This is a genomic window from Pseudomonas sp. BW7P1, from assembly GCF_024981055.1.
GTDB classification, from domain to species: domain Bacteria; phylum Pseudomonadota; class Gammaproteobacteria; order Pseudomonadales; family Pseudomonadaceae; genus Aquipseudomonas; species Aquipseudomonas bananamidigenes.
On sequence record NZ_CP103374.1, the window covers coordinates 697523 to 717590 of the forward strand.

General features: G+C 61.3%; 11 protein-coding genes. 4 read left to right on the plus strand and 7 right to left on the minus strand.

All coding sequences use genetic code 11. From position 1 onward, the window contains the following. The 5 genes from trxC to NWV16_RS03170 all read right to left on the minus strand — a co-directional run bounded on the left by trxC (position 1) and on the right by NWV16_RS03170 (position 9086). Positions 1-435, minus strand: a complete 435-nt coding sequence (trxC, locus tag NWV16_RS03150; protein WP_260521934.1) for a thioredoxin TrxC — start codon at positions 433-435, stop codon at positions 1-3. Positions 436-516: 81 nt separating this feature from the next. Beyond that, the gene (selO, locus tag NWV16_RS03155; protein WP_260521935.1) at positions 517-1980 is read right to left on the minus strand and encodes a protein adenylyltransferase SelO; all 1464 of its coding nucleotides are present in this window, start codon (positions 1978-1980) and stop codon (positions 517-519) included. Between the two features lie 48 nt (positions 1981-2028). After that, complete coding sequence (gene mscK / locus NWV16_RS03160; RefSeq protein ID WP_260521936.1) at positions 2029-5382, minus strand: mechanosensitive channel MscK; 3354 nt, start codon at positions 5380-5382, stop codon at positions 2029-2031. 34 nt (positions 5383-5416) lie between these two features. Further along, positions 5417-7159: a potassium/proton antiporter gene (locus tag NWV16_RS03165; protein ID WP_065259501.1), complete on the minus strand. Its 1743-nt coding sequence runs from the start codon at positions 7157-7159 to the stop codon at positions 5417-5419. A 301-nt stretch (positions 7160-7460) separates the two neighbouring features. Then, positions 7461-9086 (minus strand): methyl-accepting chemotaxis protein, encoded by a 1626-nt coding sequence (locus tag NWV16_RS03170; protein WP_260521937.1) that lies wholly within the window; start codon positions 9084-9086, stop codon positions 7461-7463. 278 nt (positions 9087-9364) lie between these two features. Between NWV16_RS03170 and NWV16_RS03175 the strand changes: the two genes are divergently transcribed. The 3 genes from NWV16_RS03175 to NWV16_RS03185 all read left to right on the plus strand — a co-directional run bounded on the left by NWV16_RS03175 (position 9365) and on the right by NWV16_RS03185 (position 11932). Then, positions 9365-9595 carry a hypothetical protein gene (locus NWV16_RS03175; protein ID WP_085685455.1) on the plus strand — a complete coding sequence of 77 codons (231 nt, stop codon included), beginning with the start codon at positions 9365-9367 and terminating at the stop codon, positions 9593-9595. After that, entirely contained in the window at positions 9592-9894 is a 303-nt protein-coding gene (locus tag NWV16_RS03180; RefSeq protein WP_065259504.1) for a cell division protein ZapA, read from the plus strand. Before NWV16_RS03175 ends, NWV16_RS03180 begins: the two co-directional genes overlap by 4 nt. A 100-nt stretch (positions 9895-9994) precedes the next feature. Beyond that, a complete protein-coding gene (locus NWV16_RS03185; protein ID WP_260521938.1) occupies positions 9995-11932 on the plus strand; it encodes a methyl-accepting chemotaxis protein in 1938 nt (645 codons plus the stop codon). A gap of 71 nt (positions 11933-12003) precedes the next feature. On the opposite strand, the gene NWV16_RS03190 is transcribed toward NWV16_RS03185, so the two are convergent. Continuing rightward, the gene (locus tag NWV16_RS03190; protein WP_260521939.1) at positions 12004-13806 is read right to left on the minus strand and encodes an acyl-CoA dehydrogenase; all 1803 of its coding nucleotides are present in this window, start codon (positions 13804-13806) and stop codon (positions 12004-12006) included. A 271-nt stretch (positions 13807-14077) separates the two neighbouring features. Next, positions 14078-18031: a trifunctional transcriptional regulator/proline dehydrogenase/L-glutamate gamma-semialdehyde dehydrogenase gene (putA, locus tag NWV16_RS03195; protein ID WP_260521940.1), complete on the minus strand. Its 3954-nt coding sequence runs from the start codon at positions 18029-18031 to the stop codon at positions 14078-14080. 458 nt (positions 18032-18489) lie between these two features. Between putA and putP the strand changes: the two genes are divergently transcribed. Then, complete coding sequence (gene putP, locus NWV16_RS03200; RefSeq protein WP_260521941.1) at positions 18490-19974, plus strand: sodium/proline symporter PutP; 1485 nt, start codon at positions 18490-18492, stop codon at positions 19972-19974. Positions 19975-20068 lie beyond the last annotated feature (94 nt).

The following is a 20068-nucleotide window of genomic DNA, read 5'->3' on the forward strand; positions in this document are numbered from 1 at the left end:
TCAGATACCTTGGCTACGCAGCCAGGCCATCAGTTGGGGCAGCGGAAACGCCCCACTCTGACGTGCCACCTCACGGCCGTTCCTGAACAGGATCAGGCTCGGAATCGAACGGATTCCCAACTGCGCCGACAACTGCTGATTGGCCTCGCTGTCCAGCTTGGCCAGCCGGCACTTGCCCGCCAGTTGCGTCGCCGCCTGTTCGAACACCGGCGCAAATGACTTGCACGGCCCGCACCAGTCCGCCCAGACATCCACCAGCAACGGCAGATCGCCCTTGATCTGGCTGGCGTAATCGCCCTGCTTGAGTTCGAAAGGCTTGTTCAACACCACCTCGGACTTGCAGCGCCCGCATTTCGGGTGGTCGCTGAGGCGCTCGGCGGGGATGCGGTTGAGGCCGTTGCAGGCGGGGCAGGGGATGAGGAGTGGGTCGGTCATGATCAGCTCGATGAATAAAACGGGATCGTACGACTGATCTGGAGCCGTACGGATCGATTATCAAGGTTCAGTCGTTCCCGCTTACGACGAACAACTGATCTCCAGATGCTTGCCCCACTCCGGCGGTCGCTGCGCATAACTTTCCATTCCGGGCTGTTCCTCGAATGGATTGCTCAACACCGCATGCAGCCGGCGCACCTCTGAGTAGTCACCCTGTTCGGCCGCATCGATCGCCTTCTGCGCCAGGTAATTGCGCAGGATGTACAGCGGATTCACCGCGTGCATCCGCGCTCGGCGTTGTTCCTGATCGGTCACGCCATCCCGTGCGACGCGGTCGACATACCGTTCGCCCCACGCATCGAAACCTCGAATATCCACAAAGTCATCACGCAGCCGGGCAACCGCGTGGTCTGCCGGTTCCTCGCCCAGACGACGGAAGAACAGCGTGTAGTCGACGCCGCTGTTTTGCATCAGTTGCAGCAGTTGCTCCAGCAGTTGCTGATCGTCGTCCTCGGCAGTGGTCAAGCCCAGACGGCGGCGCATCAGGTCGAGGTAATGGGCCTGGAACAGCGGCAGGTACAGGCCGAGGGTTTCGCGCAGGGCTTCGACGCTGATGAATGGCGTCAAGGCCTGAGCCAGGGCACTGAGGTTCCACTGGCCGACGGGGACCTGATTGCTGAAGGAGTAGCGGCCCTGATCGTCGGAATGGTTGCAGATGAAGTTCGCATCGAAGTCATCGAGGAAGGCGAACGGGCCGAAGTCGAAGGTGATGCCGAGGATCGACATGTTGTCGGTATTCATTACCCCGTGACAGAAACCGTAGGCCTGCCATTTGGCGATCAGTTCGGCGTTGCGCTCGACGATTTCACGGAACATTGCCAGATAGGGTTCCGGGTGTTCCAGGCACTCGGGGAAGTGCATCGCCAGCACGTGTTCGCCGAGCTGCTTCTGCTGCTCGGGCCGCTTGGTGTAATAGAAATATTCGAAATGCCCGAAGCGCACATGGCTCGGCGCCAGACGCAGCACCATCGCGGCGCGTTCCTGCTTTTCACGCCACACCGGAGTATCGGAACCGATCACGCAGGCGGCGCGTGAAGACGGAATGGCCAGCGCATGCAGCGCTTCGGACGCCAGAAACTCACGAATCGACGAACGCAGCACCGCACGACCATCGCCCATGCGTGAAAACGGCGTCTGTCCGGCGCCCTTGAGGTGCAAGTCCCAGTGCTCGCCCGCATTGTTGTAAACCTCGCCCAGCAACAGCCCGCGACCGTCGCCCAGTTGCGGGGTGTAACCCCCGAACTGATGCCCGGAATAGACCATCGCCCGCGGTTCGGCGTCGGCCCACAGCTTGTGGCCGCCGAACAGGTCAGCGAATGCCTGGGTGTCGGCCGTCGCCGGATCCAGATCCAGCAATGCCAGAGCCGCAGGGCTGGCGACCACCAGTCGCGGGTTATCGATCGGTTCGGGCAGCACATGGGCCGAGAACGCGTCGCCCAGGCGGGCGAAGCGGTTGTCGAAGGTCAGTTCGTCGAGGGCTTTCAAGGGCCGGCTCCAGCAGAATGTCCGAGCATTCTGCTGGGAATGCTCGGGTTAGTCGAGTTTGGCCGGCGGCGGCTCTTGCAACGGTTTTTGCTCGTTGCCGCTCGGGGCGATGACTTTGCTGTCGTCTTCGACCGGCACCAGTTTGTATTCCTGGCCGTGAAGGTTCTTCAGGTAAACCTCCATCTGCCGGAACGAGATGTTGATGTGCTGTTTCTTGAACTCGCGGTTGATGAAGCGGTTGACCTCGTCGATGACCGGGTTGCGGTCTCCGAGGTCGCGCACGTGCATGCGCAGCTCGTGGTCGAGGGTGCTTTCACCGAAGTTGAGGAAATATACGTGCGGTTCGGGTTCTTTGAGCACGCGCGGGTTTTCCCGAGCGGCCTTGAGCAGCAGTTCCTTGACCAGATCCAGGTTCGAGCCGTAATCGACACCGAGTTTCAGCGTCACGCGGGTGATGGTGTCGGTCAGCGACCAGTTGATCAGTTGGCCGGTGATGAACGTCTTGTTCGGGACAATGATGTCCTTGCGGTCGAAGTCGGTGATGGTCGTGGCGCGGATGCGGATCTTGCTGACAGTGCCCGACAGGTTGCCGATGGTGATGGTGTCACCGATCCGCACCGGGCGTTCGAACAGGATCATGATGCCGGAGATGAAGTTCGCGAAGATCTCCTGCATGCCGAAACCGAGGCCGACGGACAGCGCCGCCACCAGCCATTGCAACTTGTCCCAGCTCACGCCGAGGGTCGACAGGGTCGAGACGAAACCGACCCCGGCGATCACGTAGGACAGCAGCGTGGTTGTCGCGTAAGCGCTGCCCTGGGCCAGGTTGAGTTTCGACAGCACGAACACTTCCAGCAGGCCCGGCAGGTTGCGTGCGAGCGCAAAGGTGATGCCGATGATGATCAGCGCGCCGAGCATGTCGCCGATGCTGATCGGCACCATGCTCATGTTGGCACCGGTGCCGCTGGTGTATTCGTAGAGGGTGATATTGTCGAGGTACGAGAACACCGTGATCAGGTCGGCCCAGACCCAGTACAGCGCGGCGATGAAACCGCCGAGCAGCGCCAGGCGAATCAGGCGCAGGGACTGTTCGTTGACCTTTTCGATGTCCAGGGTCGGTTCTTCGATCACCGCTTCGCCGTCGCCCGCTTCTTTCGCTGCCTGACGCTTGGCCAGGGCGCGCTGGTAGGCCAGACGCCGGGCGGCAACCGCCAGACCGCGGACGAACGTGGCTTCGATCACCAGCCAGAACATCAGCAGATACAGGGTGTTGATCAAGCGGTCGCTGAGTTTCAGTGCGGTGTAGTAGTAGCCGAAGCACACCGCGACGAACAGCGCGATGGGCAGCAGGGTGAACATGATTCCCACGGCCTTGCGGAACAGCGAGGCGTTCTCGTGGGTCGGGCTGCTGATCAGCAGGCGGCTGAGCAGCCATGCCATCAGGGCGTAGCAGGTCAGTACCACCGGCATACCCAGCACGTCATCGGCCAGCGCCGCCGGTTGCAGTTCGGCCACCGCCACCACGGCCACGAGCGCCATCACCACCAGACCCAGACGACGCACCCAGCCCTGAAGGAATTCGACCTGCGGTTTCTCCCAGCGGAAGTGCAATTCGGCCACGCCGCCGGGGGCGAGGATCCTGTACGCGGTGTAGAACACCAGCCAGGCCTGGCCCATTTGCAGCAGGGCCGCGCCCATGTTGGCGTTCTGGCCCCGGGCATCGATCTGCAGTGCCAGCCCGCACAGCGCCAGGCCCAATGCCACGGGCATCGCCAGCAGGATGTTGATCAGAATCGCCTGCGGCGTGTGCCACTGGCTGTCGCGCTTGAAATGGCCGATGTCCTGGTGAACCTTGTTCAGACGGGCATACAGTTGTTTGCGACGCCACAGCAGTGCGCCGATTAACAGCGCCAGAGGCAGGAACAGCAGCGGACGCTGAGTCAGGCCGTCGGTCAGTTCGCTCAGGCTCGAGGCCAGCGGCAGGGTGTCGATCTGGCGTTTCAGCCGTTCCGGCACGCCGCGAATCCATTCAGTGTCCAGCGGCTTGTTGCTGGGAATCCAGAACATCTGCTCGTCAAGGGTCGCGCGCAGGCTTTGCGCAGTGCTCAGCAATTGCTTCTGGTTCAGTTGCAGGGTGATCGATTCATTGAGCATTGCGCTCAGTTCGCGACTCAGCCGTTCCAGCAGATCGACGCGGGTGTTGGCCAGCTCCAGCAGACTCTTGCGCAGTTGCGGCGTGACTTGCTCCGGTGGCTGGGTGGACAGCAGATTGTCCACGTAAGTCGCCGGATTGCTCAGCAGTTCGCGCTGCTGGTTGATCTCGAACTGGTACAGACGAATGTCGGCGATCTGGTCTGCGAGGTCGCGGTCGACCTTGAGGCGTGGCAGCGCCTGCTTCTGTTTATAGAGAATCTTCGACAGCAGCAGGCTGCCCTTGAGCACGTTGATCTGTTCGTCGAGGGCCGAGTCGCTCTGGGTCACGCTGTCCAGTTGCTGCTTGGTCTGCAGATTCTGCTGGGTGAGCTGGTTGAGACGGTCGGTGCTTTTGAGCAAGTAGTCGGAAAGCTTGAGGTTGGCCGCGCTTTCAGTGGCCAGCAGGGTACTGCTGCCTGACTTCTGTGCCTCGATCGATTGCTGCGTCACCGTTTCCTGAGACAGGGTCAGACGCTTCTGGTTGATCAGGGTCTGCAGTTCCTGAATCTCATGGTCCAGACGGTCGGACTTTTCCGTGAGCAGGTCATGCTGGCTGTTGCCCAGATCCTGCAACTGGTTGTTGCCGGCCAGTTCCTGGCGGCGCAACGGGATCAAGGCATTGAGCGCGGACAGCTCGGCATTGAGCAGGTCACGTTGCTCGGCGCTCAGGGTCTTGCCGCTGTCCTTGCCGGTCTTGAGGATGCCGTTGATCTGCTGGATGCGGGTCTGGCTGGTGGAGATTTCGGCCTGTGCCCGCTCCGGTCGGGTTTGGGCGGTGATGATCAGGCTGTTGGCGTCCGCCAGGGCCTTTTGCAGATCGCTTTGCTGGGTCGAACGCTCGGTGAGTATCTGCTCCAGCTGCTGGATGCTTTCCTTGGTGAAGCGTTGCGCCACCGGCACCACGGCGGTGGCCTTGAGTCGTGCCAGTTCGCGCGTGTTTTCGATCGTCTGCTTCGGCGCGGTGGCCAGCAGTTGCTTCAGATCATTCAGTTTCTGCTCGTAGTCACGGCGGTTGTTGAGCTGGTTCAGGGTGTTTTGCAGCAGCGTCTGCAGGGTCTTCTTGTCAGCCTCGGGCAGCTTGCTGTCGGCGATCTTGTCCAGATTGGCCTGCACGGCATCGCTGGACGGCGGTTCGGCGGCCTGCAGCGGGCCGACAGTGAGACTCAGGCCCAGCAGGGCCGCGACGAAAAAGGAGCGCAGGGTAGGCATAGAGACCGGTCAAGCAAGTGAGGGTGGACGCAGTTTAGAGGAAGAGCCCGGGGCCCGGGCGACTTCCTTCGGGGAATCTGACGCCCACTTTGGCGATCTTGTTCCCGTCCATGACCGCGACCGTCCAGTGGGTGTTGTTCCATTCCACCTGGTCGCCGACGATCGGCGCGCCGCCGACTTTCTGGGCAATGAAGTGGCCCAGGGTCATGTCCGGATCGATACCGTCGGCCGACAGGCCGTAGAGGGCGGCAACCGCTTTGAGCTGGGCGTCTCCTTCGAGCACGAAGTCGCCGAAGAAGCGCAGATCGAGACCCCGTTGCGGCGCCTGGCTGAACAGTTTTCCGAGGGCCGGCAGGTTGTGTTCATGGCCGATGACACACAGCAAGTCATCGACTTCCAGCACTGTACTACCCGACGGATGGAGCAGTTGCTGGCCGCGAAACAGGGCTGCGATACGGGTGCCTTCGGGCATTTTCAGCTCTCGCAGGGGCGAACCGATGCACCATTTCTCCGCGCCGAGCTTGTAGACGAACAGTTCCCACTCGCTGGTGATGTGCACTTCCAGGGCCGAACGGGAGATCGGTGCAGGCTCCGGTGGCACCGTCACCTTGAGCAGTCTGGCCACCCACGGCAGGCTCGTGCCCTGCACCAGCAGCGACACCAGCACGATGAAGAAGGCGAGGTTGAAGTACAGCTGCGCATTCGGCAGCCCGGCCATCAGCGGGAACACCGCCAGAATGATCGGCACCGCGCCGCGCAGGCCGACCCAGGAAATGAAGGCCTTTTCGCGACCGTGGAAAGCCTTGAACGGCAGCAGCCCGACCACCACCGACAGGGGCCGTGCAAACAGAATCATCCACAGCGCCAGCCCCAGAGCAGGCAGGGCGATCGGCAGCAAGTCATGCGGAGTGACCAGCAAGCCCAGCACCAGGAACATGCCGATCTGCGCCAGCCATGCCATGCCGTCGAGCATGTGCAGGATGCCGTGGCGGCTGCGCACCGGGCGGTTGCCGATCACCAGACCGCACAGGTAAACGGCAAGGAAGCCGCTGCCGTGCAGGGCGTTGGTCAGGGCAAACACCACCAGACCGCCGGCGATCACCAGGATCGGATAGAGGCCGGTGGCGAGGTTGATCCGGTTCACCAGTTGCAGCATCAGCCAGCCGCCGCCGAGGCCGATCACGCCACCGATGCCGAACTCGCGGATCAGGTGGGTCAGCAGGCTCCAGTGCAGGCCGGTCTGGCCGCTGGCGAGCATGTCGATCAGGGTCACGGTGAGGAACACCGCCATCGGGTCGTTGCTGCCGGATTCGATTTCCAGGCTGGCGGTCACCCGCTCGTTCAGGCCCTTGCCGCCGAGCAGCGAGAACACCGCCGCGGCGTCCGTGGAACCGACGATGGCGCCGATCAGCAGGCCCTGAATCAGATTGAGGTCGAACAGCCACGCGGCGGCCATGCCGGTGAGGCCGGTGGTGATGAGCACCCCGACCGTGGCCAGCGACAGGGCCGGCCACAAGGCCACGCGGAAACTGGATACCCGGGTGCGCAAACCACCGTCGAGCAGGATCACTGCCAGCGCGAGGTTGCCGACCAGATAGGCCGTCGGGTAGTTATCGAAAATAATGCCGCCGCCATCGACCCCGGCGGTCATGCCGACCGCGAGGATGATCACCAGAATCGGGATGCCGAGACGCGACGAAAGGGAACTGACAAGAATGCTCGCACCTACCAGCAACGCGCCGATCAAGAACAGGCTGTTGATGGTCGTCGCATTCAAAGGCAGTACTCCGGAAGCGGAAAGACGGGCGCAAACTGACCATGCAGTCTGCGTGCCAGCGATTCTAACCTGTTGAAATGTGATGGTGTCAAAAAGCTTTTTGCGTAGGCAGCACATTGAAAGTGCGCCGGGTGATAACCGTGGCGGGGAAGCTTGCTCCCGCTGGGGTGCGCAGCGCCCCAAAATCAGACGCTACGATTTCTTCAGGTGAAATGCGGTTGCAGGATTTACGACTGCTTCGCAGCCGAGCGGGAGCAAGCTCCCTCGCCACAGGGGGCTTGTCCACCTCGCGTCAGCGTGATTACAGGCTGAACCGCCCGACCATATTGTTCAGGTCCAGCGCCAAACGCGACAGCTCGTTGCTCGCCGCACTGGTCTGATTCGCGCCGGTCGCCGATTGCACCGACAGGTCGCGGATGTTCACCAGGTTGCGATCCACTTCCCGTGCCACCTGCGCCTGTTCTTCAGCGGCGCTGGCGATCACCAGGTTGCGCTCGTTGATTTCGACGATGGCGGTGTTGATGGTATCCAGCGACAGACCGGCACCACGGGCGATGTTCAGGGTCGACTCGGCGCGCTCGGTGCTGTTGCGCATCGAATCCACGGCGTGTTCGGTGCCGCTCTGGATGCTGCCGATCATGCGCTCGATTTCGCTGGTCGACTGCTGGGTGCGGTGCGCCAGTGCACGGACCTCGTCAGCCACCACCGCAAAGCCGCGCCCGGCTTCACCGGCACGGGCCGCTTCGATGGCGGCGTTCAATGCCAACAGGTTGGTCTGGTCGGCCAGCCCGCGGATCACGTCCAGTACCTTGCCGATGTCACGGGACTCGTTGGCCAGATCGCCGATCAGGGTTGCGGTGCTCTGTACGTCGGCGCTCATGCGTTCGATGGCGGCGACGGTTTCCTGTACCAGATCGCGACCGTCGCCGGCGGAAGTGGTGGCGTTCTTCGAGGCTTCCGAGGTGCTGACTGCGTTGCGTGCGACTTCTTCCACGGCGCTGGTCATCTCGTTGACGGCTGTGGCGGCCTGCTCGATTTCGTTGTTCTGCTGGGTCAGACCACGGGCGCTCTCGTCGGTGACACTGTTCAGCTCCTCGGCGGCGGACGCCAGTTGGGTGGCCGAGCCGGAAATCCGTTGCAGCGTGTCGCGCAGTTTCGACTGCATCTTGGCCATGGCGGCCAGCAGGCGGCCGGCTTCGTCGGTACCGTCGACATGGACGGGCCGGGTCAGGTCGCCTTCGGCGATGGTTTCCGCTGCATCCAGCGCCTTGGCAATCGGTTTGGTGATACTCAGGGTCAGCAGCCAGGCGAAGAGCAAGGTCAGGCCGGTAGCGATGACCAGCAGCGTCACCACCAGACTGAAGGCCGTCGAGTATTGCTCGGCGGCTTGCTGATTGGTGTTGCTGATCTGCTCGCCGTTGATCTGCATCAGACGGTTGAGCACGGTGTTCATCGCTTCGGAATTGTCGAGCAACTGGGTGTTCAGCAGGTTGCGCAGCTCATCCACCTGATTGTTGCGCGACAGGGTTTTCATCCGGTCTTCGATCTGGCGGTACTGGCTCAGCAACTGCACGTATTGATCGTAGGCCGCGCGCTCCTGGGCGCTGCTGATCAACGGCTCGTAGTCCGCCTGCGCCTTGCGGATCTGCTGATTGCGCATCTCCAGCAGCTCGATGGTTTTCTGCTGGATATCCGGCTCGCGGTTCACCAGCAAACGGTAGGACAGTACCCGCAGACGCAGGGTCAGCTGAGTGAATTCGTCGAGGTTCTTGATGCTTGGCACGCTGCTGGTGGTGATGTTCTCGGCGGCGCCGCGGATCTTGCTCATCTGGTTCAGGGCGAAGACACCGAGAATCAGCATCAGGCCGCCGATCAGGGCGAAACCGGTGAACGCCCGGGGGGCGATGTTCATATTGCGAAGGGACATGGTGCGATTACCAGGGAAGGGCCGCATCCGTGCGGGCTGAGACTGCTGTTGGATGACTTATCGGTCATACGACTAAAGTCTTGAGGCGGTGCGCGTATTTGTCACACCGGGGGCCGGGCGACGAAGTGCGGGAACCCAATTGGCAGATCACAGTCTCTTGCACTCGCAGGAAGGGTCGACTGCCAGGAAAATCAAGGCTTTGCGCCGGCTTAACCCTGGCATCCACGACGACTTTTCTTTATCGTACGCGCCCTTTGAAAAAGCCCTGGAAGATCAAAATGTTGGAAGCATCCCTCAGCCAATTGGAACAGCTCGTCAGTGACCTGGTGCAACAGAACCAGACACTGTCGGAAACCAACCAGACCCTGTCCACGGAGCTGGCCCGAGCCAAGGATGAAAACGAAAGCCTGCAACTGAGCCTGATGGAGCAGGAAGAAAAACACGGCGCCACCGCCGCACGCATCCAGGCTCTGGTCGATCGCGTCAACGCAGGCCCTGTCAGCGCATGAACCACGGCACAGCAGGGGTAAAAGTCATCTCCATCATGGGAGAGGACTATTCGATCAAGGCACCGGCCGGGGAAGAACAGACCCTGCTGGACGCCGCATTGATGCTCAAGGCCGCGCTGGCCGACACCAAGCGCAAATACCCGACGCTGATCGGCGATCGTCTGCTGGTGCTGGCGGCGATGAATCTGTGCTCGCAGCAGATTGAAATGAAGAAACAGCACCAGCAGGAACTCGAGCGTTACCAAGAGCAAGTCAGCGCCACGGTCGAGTCCATCGCCAAGACCATCAATCAGGGTTGATGGGGCTGCGCACAACCAAAGAATAAGATTGTCGATTGCGTTGTATACAATCGGCACGGCTGTTGCAGTGTTTCAGCCTCTTATTCTTTGGGGGTGCTCCATGCAGTTCTGGCGTCGCAGTATTCAATGGCAGCTGATTCTCGGCATGGGCACCGCCCTGCTGCTCAGCATCCTGATCGTGGTTGGCATTTATACCCTGGTGGTCAACCGCCTCGCCCAGCGTTATCTGGTCGAACAGGCGTTGCCGTCGAGCATCGAAGCGACGCGCAACGACATCGAAAGAATCCTCGTTCAACCTCTCACCGCCGCCAAGGACATTGCCAGTAACACCATGGTCCGCGATTGGCTGGCCAACGGTGAAGACTCCGCCAAAACGGCTGGCTTCGCGCAGTATCTGGAAGGCATCCGCGCCGAACACAAAGCGTTTACTGCGTTGATCATCGGCACCGACTCCAATCACTACATCACCGAAAAAGGCCTGGATCGCACCCTCAGTCGCACCAAACCGGCCGATGCCTGGTTTTACTCGTTTCTCGACAGCAATCAGCCCCGGACCCTGAACATCGACAATGACGGGGCCACTGGAGAGTTGGCGCTGTTCATCGATCTGAAGGTCGAGCAGGCCGGAAAAGTGGTGGGTGTCGCGGGGCTTGGGTTGAGCATGAAAGAGCTGTCCGAGCTGATTCACAATTTCAGCTTCGGCGAGCGCGGAAAGGTCTATCTCGTGCGTTCCGACGGATTGATCCAGGTTCATCCCGAGGCGCAGTTCAGTGGCAAGCGCACCCTCACGGAGCAGATCGGTGCCAGCGCGGCGCAAGCGGTCATGGGCCATAAAGTGGCGACCAGCAGCAGCTTCCAGCGCGACGGCGAAGACTTCCTCGCCTTCAGTCTGCCCTTGCGCGACCTCGGCTGGACTTTGGTGGCCGAAGTGCCGCAGTCGCAGATCTACGCCGAAGCCCGGCGGGCAATGTGGATGAGCAGCGGCATCGGTCTGGCGGTGGCGCTGGTTTGCCTGGCGCTGGTGATATGGCTGGCTCAGGGATTGGTGCGACCGATTCGTCAGGTAACAGCTGCACTGGTAGCAATCGGTAGCGGTGGTGGAGATTTGACCCATCGGTTAGATTCCAGCCGCGCCGATGAACTGGGCGACCTCGCTCGGGGCTTCAATCGTTTCCTCGACAGCCAGCGCGGGATGATCGGCGAGGTGCTGACCACCAGCGAGCGTCTGCGTGTCGCCGTCGGCCAGGTGGCCAGGGTTGTGGATAACACCGCCGAGCGCTCCGGTCGCCAGCAGGAAATGACCGACATGGTTGCCACCGCGGTTCACGAAATGGGCCTGACCGTGCAGGAAATCGCGCAGAACGCCGGCAATGCGGCGCTCGCCTCGCAAACGGCGCGAGATGAAGCGATGCAGGCGCGGGAGGTGGTCGGTGGTTCGATTCGCCATATAGAAAGCATGTCCGATGAAATCGGCGTCGCGGCAGGTGCCGTGGGTGAGCTCGCGCATCAGGTAGCGTCGATCGATCAGGTGCTGGCGGTGATTCGCGGTGTTTCCGAGCAGACCAATCTGCTGGCATTGAACGCGGCGATTGAAGCGGCGCGGGCCGGGGACATGGGCCGTGGTTTTGCGGTGGTGGCGGACGAGGTGCGGACGCTGGCGCGCAGGACCCAGGCGTCTACCGACGAGATCCAGCAGATGATCGGCAGCCTCAAGCAGGGGGCGGAGAATGCGGTGTCTTCAATGCGCACCGGACAGGCCGCGACGGGCACCGGAGTTGAGTCGAGCCAGCGTACCGGAGCCTCTTTGACGGCAATTACCGGGCAGGTCGAGCGCATCAGCGACATGAACCATCAGGTGGCGACGGCGACCGAAGAGCAGTCGGCGGTGACCGAGGAGATCAACCGCAACGTGCAGGGGATTTCCGATCTGGCCCGGGCGACGGCGGGGGAAGTTCGGGCCTGCCGCGAGGATTGTCAGATGTTGCAGCGACTGGCGGATGATCTGGCGCGGCAGATGGGTGGGTTCAAGTTGAGCTGATGTGTCGTCAGTTACGGCCCTTTCGCGGGCAAGCCCGCGAAGACGGCATCAGAAGCGACACATAATCCGGATCAGAACCACGCATCCTGCATCCCCAGACACGTCTCATCCCGCGACTCCAACAACGCCAGCTCATGCTGGCAACCCGGCACTTCCCACGTCAGGAAATACCGCGCCGCCTGCAACTTGCCTTTATAGAAGTCGACATCCGCCGCATTTCCCTTGGCCAACCCTTCCTCGGCACGAATCGCCTGTTCCAGCCAGCGCCAGCCGATCACCGCGTGCCCGAACACCTTCAGGTACAACGCCGAATTCGCCAGGCTGCTGTTGACCTTGCCCTGAGCCAGATCGGTGAGCAGACCGATGGTTACGCTCTGCAAGCGTGCCACCAGTTTCTCCAGTGGCTCACGCAACGCAGTCAACGACTCGTACGCCACCGCGCGTTCGGCGGTATCGGCAATCAGGCGAATCAGTTGCTTGAGCCCGGCGCCGCCGTTCTGCGCCAGTTTGCGTCCCAGCAAGTCCAGCGACTGTATGCCGTGGGTGCCTTCGTGGATCGGGTTCAGGCGGTTGTCGCGGTAATACTGCTCCACCGGGTATTCGCGGGTGTAACCGTGGCCGCCGAGAATCTGGATCGCCAGTTCGTTGGCTTTCAGGCAGAACTCCGACGGCCAGGATTTGACGATCGGCGTCAACAAATCCAATAGCTCGTGAGCCTGTTTGCGCTCGGCTTCGGTCTCAAGCGTGGTGGTGTCATCGAACAGTCGTGCTGCATAAAGACCGAGATCGAATGCCCCTTCGACGTAGGATTTTTGTGTCAGCAGCATGCGTCTGACATCCGCGTGCTGAATGATCGCCACGGGTGCCGTGGTCGGATCCTTGCTGTCCGGCACCCGACCCTGCGGGCGTTCGCGAGCGTATTCCAGCGAATAAAGGTAACCGGCGTAACCCAGCATCACCGCGCCCATGCCGACGCCGATCCGCGCTTCGTTCATCATCTGGAACATGTAGCTCAAACCGTGATGCGGCTTGCCCACCAGATAGCCGACGCATTCGCCGTTATCGCCGAAGTTCAGCGCCGTGGACGTGGTTCCGCGCCAACCCATCTTGTGGAACAGGCCGGCCAGCAACACGTCGTTGCGCTTGCCCAGGCTGCCGTCATCGTTGACCAGGAACTTGGGCACGATGAACAGCGAAATACCCTTCACCCCGGCCGGTGCGTCCGGCAGTTTGGCCAGCACCATGTGCACGATGTTCTCCGAAAGCGGGTGATCGCCGCCGGAAATGAAGATCTTGTTGCCCTTGAGGCGATAGGTGCCGTCGGACGCAGGCTCGGCGCGGGTACGAATATCCGACAGCGACGAACCGGCATGGGGTTCGGTCAGCGCCATGGTACCGAAGAAGCGACCGTCGATCATCGGCTGCAGGAAACGCCGCTTCTGTTCTTCGGTGCCGAAGCTTTCGATCAGGTTGGCTGCGCCCATGGTCAGGAACGGGTACGAGGTCGACGCCGCATTGGCCGACTGGAAATGGGCGAAACAGGCCTGAGACAGCAGTGTAGGCAGTTGCATGCCGCCAGCGTCGAAACTGCGCGCCGCGTTGAGGAATCCGGCTTCAAGGAAGGCATCCACCGCCGGTTTCACTTCGGGAATCAGAATCGCCTTACCGTTCTCGTAGCGCGGCTCGTTCTCGTCGCCCTTGCGATTGTGCGGCGCGAAGTACTTCTCGGCGATGTTGCGTGCCGTGCCGATGGCGGCATCGAAGGTTTCGCGGTTGTGCTCGGCAAACCGTTCGCGCCGGGTCAGGCCCTCGGCATCGAGGACTTCGTAAAGTTCGAAAGCCAGATTGCGGGAACTGAGCAACGTCTCGGACATGGCGGCCTACCTTTTTTTGGAATGGGCCGAGTCTAGGCGTGCGAATAAAGACTGAACAGGAAGATTGATAAGCGTGATGTTGGAGCCGCGCGCCGGCTTAGCAAACACCACAATCCACTGTGGGAGCTGCGGTGCGACGACTCGACTTGCCAGCGATGGCGGTAGATCAGTCACCACTGACGGTGCCTGATACATCGCTATCGCTGGCAAGCCAGCTCCCACAGGGATTTCTTCTGAACCGGGCATTTGTGTAGTGCCCGGTTTATCGGGTTTAGCCGATGGTCATCAGGCTGGCGTTACCACCCGCTGCCGCGGTGTTGACGCTCAGCGCACGCTCGATCACCAGACGCTCCAGCGCAATGTTGGTCTCGCCCTGGGACAGGCCCTGAACCCCGACGATGGCGCCGGCACGCTTGGCGATCTGCTGGCAGACCTCGCGCAACTGGTCGGAATGGCCGTGATGCAGAACCGCATCGAATACCACATCGTCCTTGTTCCAGTCGGAAACCAGTTTGATCCGCGCCTGAATCTCCTTCGGCAGGCGTGCGAACAATGCCTTGCTGGTGTCGGATTCCGGCCAGACCGCCGAGCCACCCACCGCCAGCACCGCCGCCAGTTGAGTCAGCAGATCACCTTCGATGTCCGCCAGGCACAGCACGTGCTCACGCGGCAGGATCGCGTAGCTGTTTTTCTCGCCGGTCGGGCCGGCCAGTACGCGGGTGATACCGCTTTGTGACTGTGCTGCGTACTGCACGCATAGAGTGCTCAGGTCGGCGAACTTGTTGCCGTCGGCCCAGGCTTTCAGGGCAACCAGCGGTTTGCTCAGGGCGTCGCGCAGGCGAACGTCCGGTGCCACGGCCGCATCACCGCGAGCGAAGGATTGTTCGATGGCGTCCGCAGGGCGTGTCGACAGCAGGCGGTACAGATACAGCGGGCCGCCGGCCTTCGGACCGGTACCCGACAGGCCTTCGCCACCGAACGGCTGGACGCCGACCACTGCACCCACGATGTTGCGGTTGACGTAGACGTTACCGGCGTTGACGTTGTCGATCACCTTGGCGATGGTCTCGTCGATGCGGGTGTGCACGCCGAGGGTCAGGCCGTAACCGGAGGCGTTGATCTGGGCGATCAACTGGTCGATCTCTTTACGCTTGTAGCGCACCACGTGCAGCACTGGCCCGAAGATCTCGCGTTGCAGTTCGTCGAAGCTTTCCAGTTCGATCAGGGTCGGCATGACGAAGGTGCCGCGTTTGACTTCCTCGGCATCGGCGATGGCCACCTGATACACATTGCGACCTTTGTCGCGCATGCCCTGGATGTGCTTCTCGATGCCGGCCTTGGCTTCGGCGTCGATCACCGGGCCGATGTCCACGCACAGACGCTCCGGGTTGCCGAGACGGCTTTCAGCCATCGCACCTTTCAGCATTTCGATGACGCGATCAGCGGAATCTTCCTGCAGGCACAGGACACGCAGGGCCGAGCAACGCTGGCCGGCGCTGTCGAAAGCCGACGACACCACATCGATGACCACTTGCTCGGTCAGTGCCGAAGAGTCGACGATCATCGCGTTCTGGCCACCGGTTTCGGCGATCAGCGGAATCGGACGACCCTGGTTGTCGAGACGACCGGCGATGTTGCGTTGCAGCAGGCGCGCGACTTCGGTCGAACCGGTGAACATCACGCCCTTGACGCGCTCATCGCCAACCAGACCGGCGCCGACGGTTTCACCGCGACCCGGCAGCAGTTGCAGCACGCCTTCCGGAATACCGGCTTCGAGCAGCAGGCGCACGGCTTGTGCGGCTACCAGCGGAGTCTGTTCGGCCGGTTTGGCCAGCACCGGGTTACCGGCGGCCAGTGCGGCGGCGACCTGGCCGCTGAAAATGGCCAGCGGGAAGTTCCACGGGCTGATGCACACCACCGGACCCAACGGGCGGTGGGCGTCGTTGCTGAAATCGTTGCGTGCCTGCACCGCGTAGTAACGCAGGAAGTCGACGGCTTCGCGGACTTCGGCGATGGCGTTGGCGAAGGTCTTGCCGGCTTCGCGGGCCAGCAGACCCATCAGCGGCTGGATTTCGCCTTCCATCAGGTCAGCGGCGCGTTCCAGAATTGCAGCACGTTCGGCCGGCGGGGTGGCCTGCCAGATCGGTGCGGCGTTCAGGGCGCATTGAATGGCATTGTCGACGTCTTCGACGGTGGCTTCCTGCACATGGCCGACCACGTCACGCAGATCGGACGGGTTCAGCACCGGTGCCGGCGCTTCGTTACTGGAGGCGCAACCCAGCATCGGTGCGGCTTTCCAGTTGTTGTGCGCAGTGGCCAGCAGGGCGCAGGACAGCGATGCCAGACGATGTTCGTTGGCCATGTCGATGCCGCTGGAGTTGGCACGCTCGGAACCGTACAGGTCACGCGGCAGCGGAATGCGCGGGTGCGGCAGGCCGAAACCACCTTCCACGGTTGCCATCTGCTCTATCTGCGCAACGGGGTCGGCCACCAGTTCCTGAATTGAAATCGACTGGTCGGCGATGCGGTTGACGAACGAGGTGTTGGCGCCGTTTTCCAGCAGACGACGTACGAGGTACGCCAGCAGGGTTTCGTGGGTGCCGACCGGGGCGTACACACGGCACGGACGGTTCAGCTTGCCTTCGGAAACCTTGCCTACAACCTGCTCGTACAAAGGTTCGCCCATGCCGTGCAGGCACTGGAATTCGTACTGGCCCGGGTAATAGTTCTGACCGGCAATGTGATAAATCGCCGACAGGGTATGGGCGTTATGCGTGGCGAACTGCGGGTAGATGACTTCCGGTACCGACAGCAGTTTGCGGGCGCAAGCGATGTAGGAAACGTCGGTGTACACCTTGCGGGTATAGACCGGATAGCCTTCCAGGCCTTCGACCTGGGCACGCTTGATTTCGCTGTCCCAGTACGCGCCTTTCACCAGACGGATCATCAGGCGATGACGGCTGCGGCGAGCCAGGTCGATCACGTAGTCGATCACGTACGGGCAACGCTTCTGGTAAGCCTGGATCACGAAACCGATGCCGTTCCAGCCAGTCAGTTGCGGTTCGAAGCACAGGCGCTCGAGCAGATCGAGCGACAGCTCCAGGCGGTCGGCTTCTTCGGCATCGATGTTCAGGCCGATGTCGTATTGCTTGGCCAGCAGGGTCAGCGACAGCAGGCGCGGGTACAGCTCGTCCATCACGCGCTCGTACTGGGCGCGGCTGTAACGCGGATGCAGGGCCGACAGTTTGATCGAGATGCCCGGGCCTTCATAAATCCCACGGCCATGGGACGCTTTGCCGATCGAGTGGATGGCTTGTTCGTACGAGGCCAGGTACTTCTGGGCATCGTGTTCGGTCAGCGCCGCTTCACCGAGCATGTCGTAGGAATAACGGAAGCCCTTGGCTTCGAACTTGCTCGCATTGGCCAGGGCTTCGGCAATGGTTTCGCCGGTCACGAACTGCTCGCCCATCAGGCGCATGGCCATGTCGACGCCCTTGCGGATCATCGGCTCGCCGCTCTTGCCGATGATGCGGCTCAGGGACGATGTCAGGCCGGCTTCGTTATGGGTGGAGACCAGTTTGCCGGTCAGCAGCAAACCCCAGGTCGCCGCGTTGACGAACAGTGACGGGCTGTTGCCCAGGTGCGGTTGCCAGTTGCCGGTGCTGATCTTGTCGCGGATCAGCGCATCGCGAGTGCCCTTGTCCGGGATACGCAGCAGCGCTTCGGCCAGGCACATCAGCGCCACACCTTCCTGAGATGACAGGGAGAATTCCTGAAGCAGGCCCTGAACAATGCCTGCACGCCCGCCGGCACTCTTCTGGTTACGCAGTTTTTCCGCGATGGTCGCGGCGAGTTTGTTGGTGGCTTCGGCCATCGGCGCCGGCAGGCGAGCCTGCTCGATCAGCATCGGCACCACTTCCGGCTCCGGGCGACGGTAAGCGGCGGTGATCGAGGCGCGCAGCACCGATTGCGGCAGGATGCTTTCAGCGAATTCGAGGAAACATTGGTGGGCGTGATCGGTATGGACTTCACCTGCGTCGTCGGTGTCCTTGGCGGTCAAACCGTTCAGCTCGGTCAGGGTTGCACCACCCTCGAGTTTTTCCAGGTAATTGAAAATCGCCTGCTTGATCAGCCAGTGCGGCGTGCGATCAATCGAGGTTGCGGCGGCCTTCAGGCGCTCGCGGGTCGGGTCGTCGAGTTTGACCCCAAGGGTGGTGGTAGCCATATTTTTATCCTCATGGGTGCCGCAGTTGCGCGGCAGCAGCTGGCGGCAAGATTAGCCGTGAGCTGAAAGAGGTGCAACCGGGTGCAACCCATTTTTTGTCGGAATATTCGGCAGTTTGTCAGGAATAAATTTCAGCTTTTCGATGGCCGCTCTAAATCAGTGCTTTCGCGGCGAACGATCCGGTGTCGTTGCACCGGAAGCGCGCAAAAACGGCGTTTTTCAGTAAAAAATCCGACGTAGGTGCAACTGATTCCCAAGAAACTGGTTGCACCTGTTTTGCTTTGTTGCATAGGATTCGCGCCCAAGGTGCAACCGGGAAACCCGGTTTACCGGCCAATGGCTTTCCTGGGGAAACATTGGTCATAAATGCGCGGCTGTGCGAATCGTCTGTCAGGCATCGGTCTGCAAACGGTGCAACCGCCGCCTCTACATAAAAACAAAGCCAGGGCACGTACGTAATGAGCGCAAGCAATCCAACCCTGATCACGTTCGTGATCTACATCGCAGCAATGGTGCTGATCGGCTTCATGGCCTATCGCTCCACCAACAATCTTTCCGACTACATTCTGGGCGGCCGCAGCCTGGGCAGCGTGGTGACCGCATTGTCCGCCGGCGCTTCCGACATGAGCGGCTGGTTGCTGATGGGCCTGCCCGGCGCCATCTACATGTCCGGCCTTTCCGAAAGCTGGATCGCCATCGGCCTGATCGTCGGTGCCTACCTGAACTGGCTGTTCGTCGCCGGTCGTCTGCGTGTTCAAACCGAACACAACGGCGATGCGCTGACCCTGCCGGACTATTTCTCCAGCCGTTTCGAAGACAAGAGCGGTCTGCTGCGGATCATTTCCGCAGTGGTGATTCTGGTGTTCTTCACCATCTACTGCGCTTCCGGCATCGTGGCCGGCGCCCGCCTGTTCGAAAGCACCTTCGGCATGTCCTACGAGACTGCACTCTGGGCCGGTGCTGCGGCGACCATTGCCTACACCTTCGTCGGCGGTTTCCTCGCGGTCAGCTGGACCGACACCGTGCAAGCCACCCTGATGATCTTCGCGCTGATCCTGACGCCGATCATCGTGCTGCTGGCGACCGGTGGCGTGGACACCACGTTCCTGGCCATCGAAGCCAACGATCCGAGCAACTTCGACATGCTCAAGGGCACCACCTTCATCGGCATCATCTCGCTGATGGGCTGGGGTCTGGGCTACTTCGGTCAGCCGCACATCCTGGCGCGCTTCATGGCCGCTGACTCGGTGAAATCCATCGCCAACGCCCGTCGCATCTCCATGACCTGGATGATCCTTTGCCTGGGCGGAACCGTGGCCGTTGGCTTCTTCGGTATCGCTTACTTCTCGGCGCACCCGGAAGTGGCGGGTCCAGTGACCGAAAACCACGAGCGCGTGTTCATCGAGCTGGCGAAAATCCTGTTCAACCCATGGATCGCCGGTGTGCTGCTGTCGGCGATTCTTGCGGCGGTGATGAGCACCCTGAGCTGCCAGTTGCTGGTGTGCTCGAGTGCCCTGACCGAAGACTTCTACAAGGCTTTCCTGCGTAAATCCGCTTCGCAGCTGGAACTGGTGTGGGTCGGTCGCGCCATGGTGCTGTTGGTTGCGCTGGTCGCCATCGCGATGGCGGCGAACCCGGAAAACCGCGTGCTGGGTCTGGTGTCCTATGCCTGGGCCGGTTTCGGCGCAGCGTTCGGTCCGGTCGTGCTGATTTCCGTGGTCTGGAAAAAAATGACCCGCAACGGCGCACTGGCCGGCATCCTGGTCGGCGCGATCACCGTGATCGTGTGGAAGCATTTTGAAGTGCTGGGGCTGTACGAAATCATCCCCGGCTTCATTTTCGCCAGTCTGGCGATCTATCTGGTCAGCCTGATGGGCCAGCCGAGCACCGGCATGGTTCAGCGCTTCGAGGCGGCGGAGCAGGATTACCATCTGAACAAGTGATGGCAATGAGCTGAAGCTCACAAGAAAACGGCCCGTTTCCTGCCAGGAAACGGGCCGTTTTTTATTGCCTGTGATTTTTCTGAAAGAAAAGTCT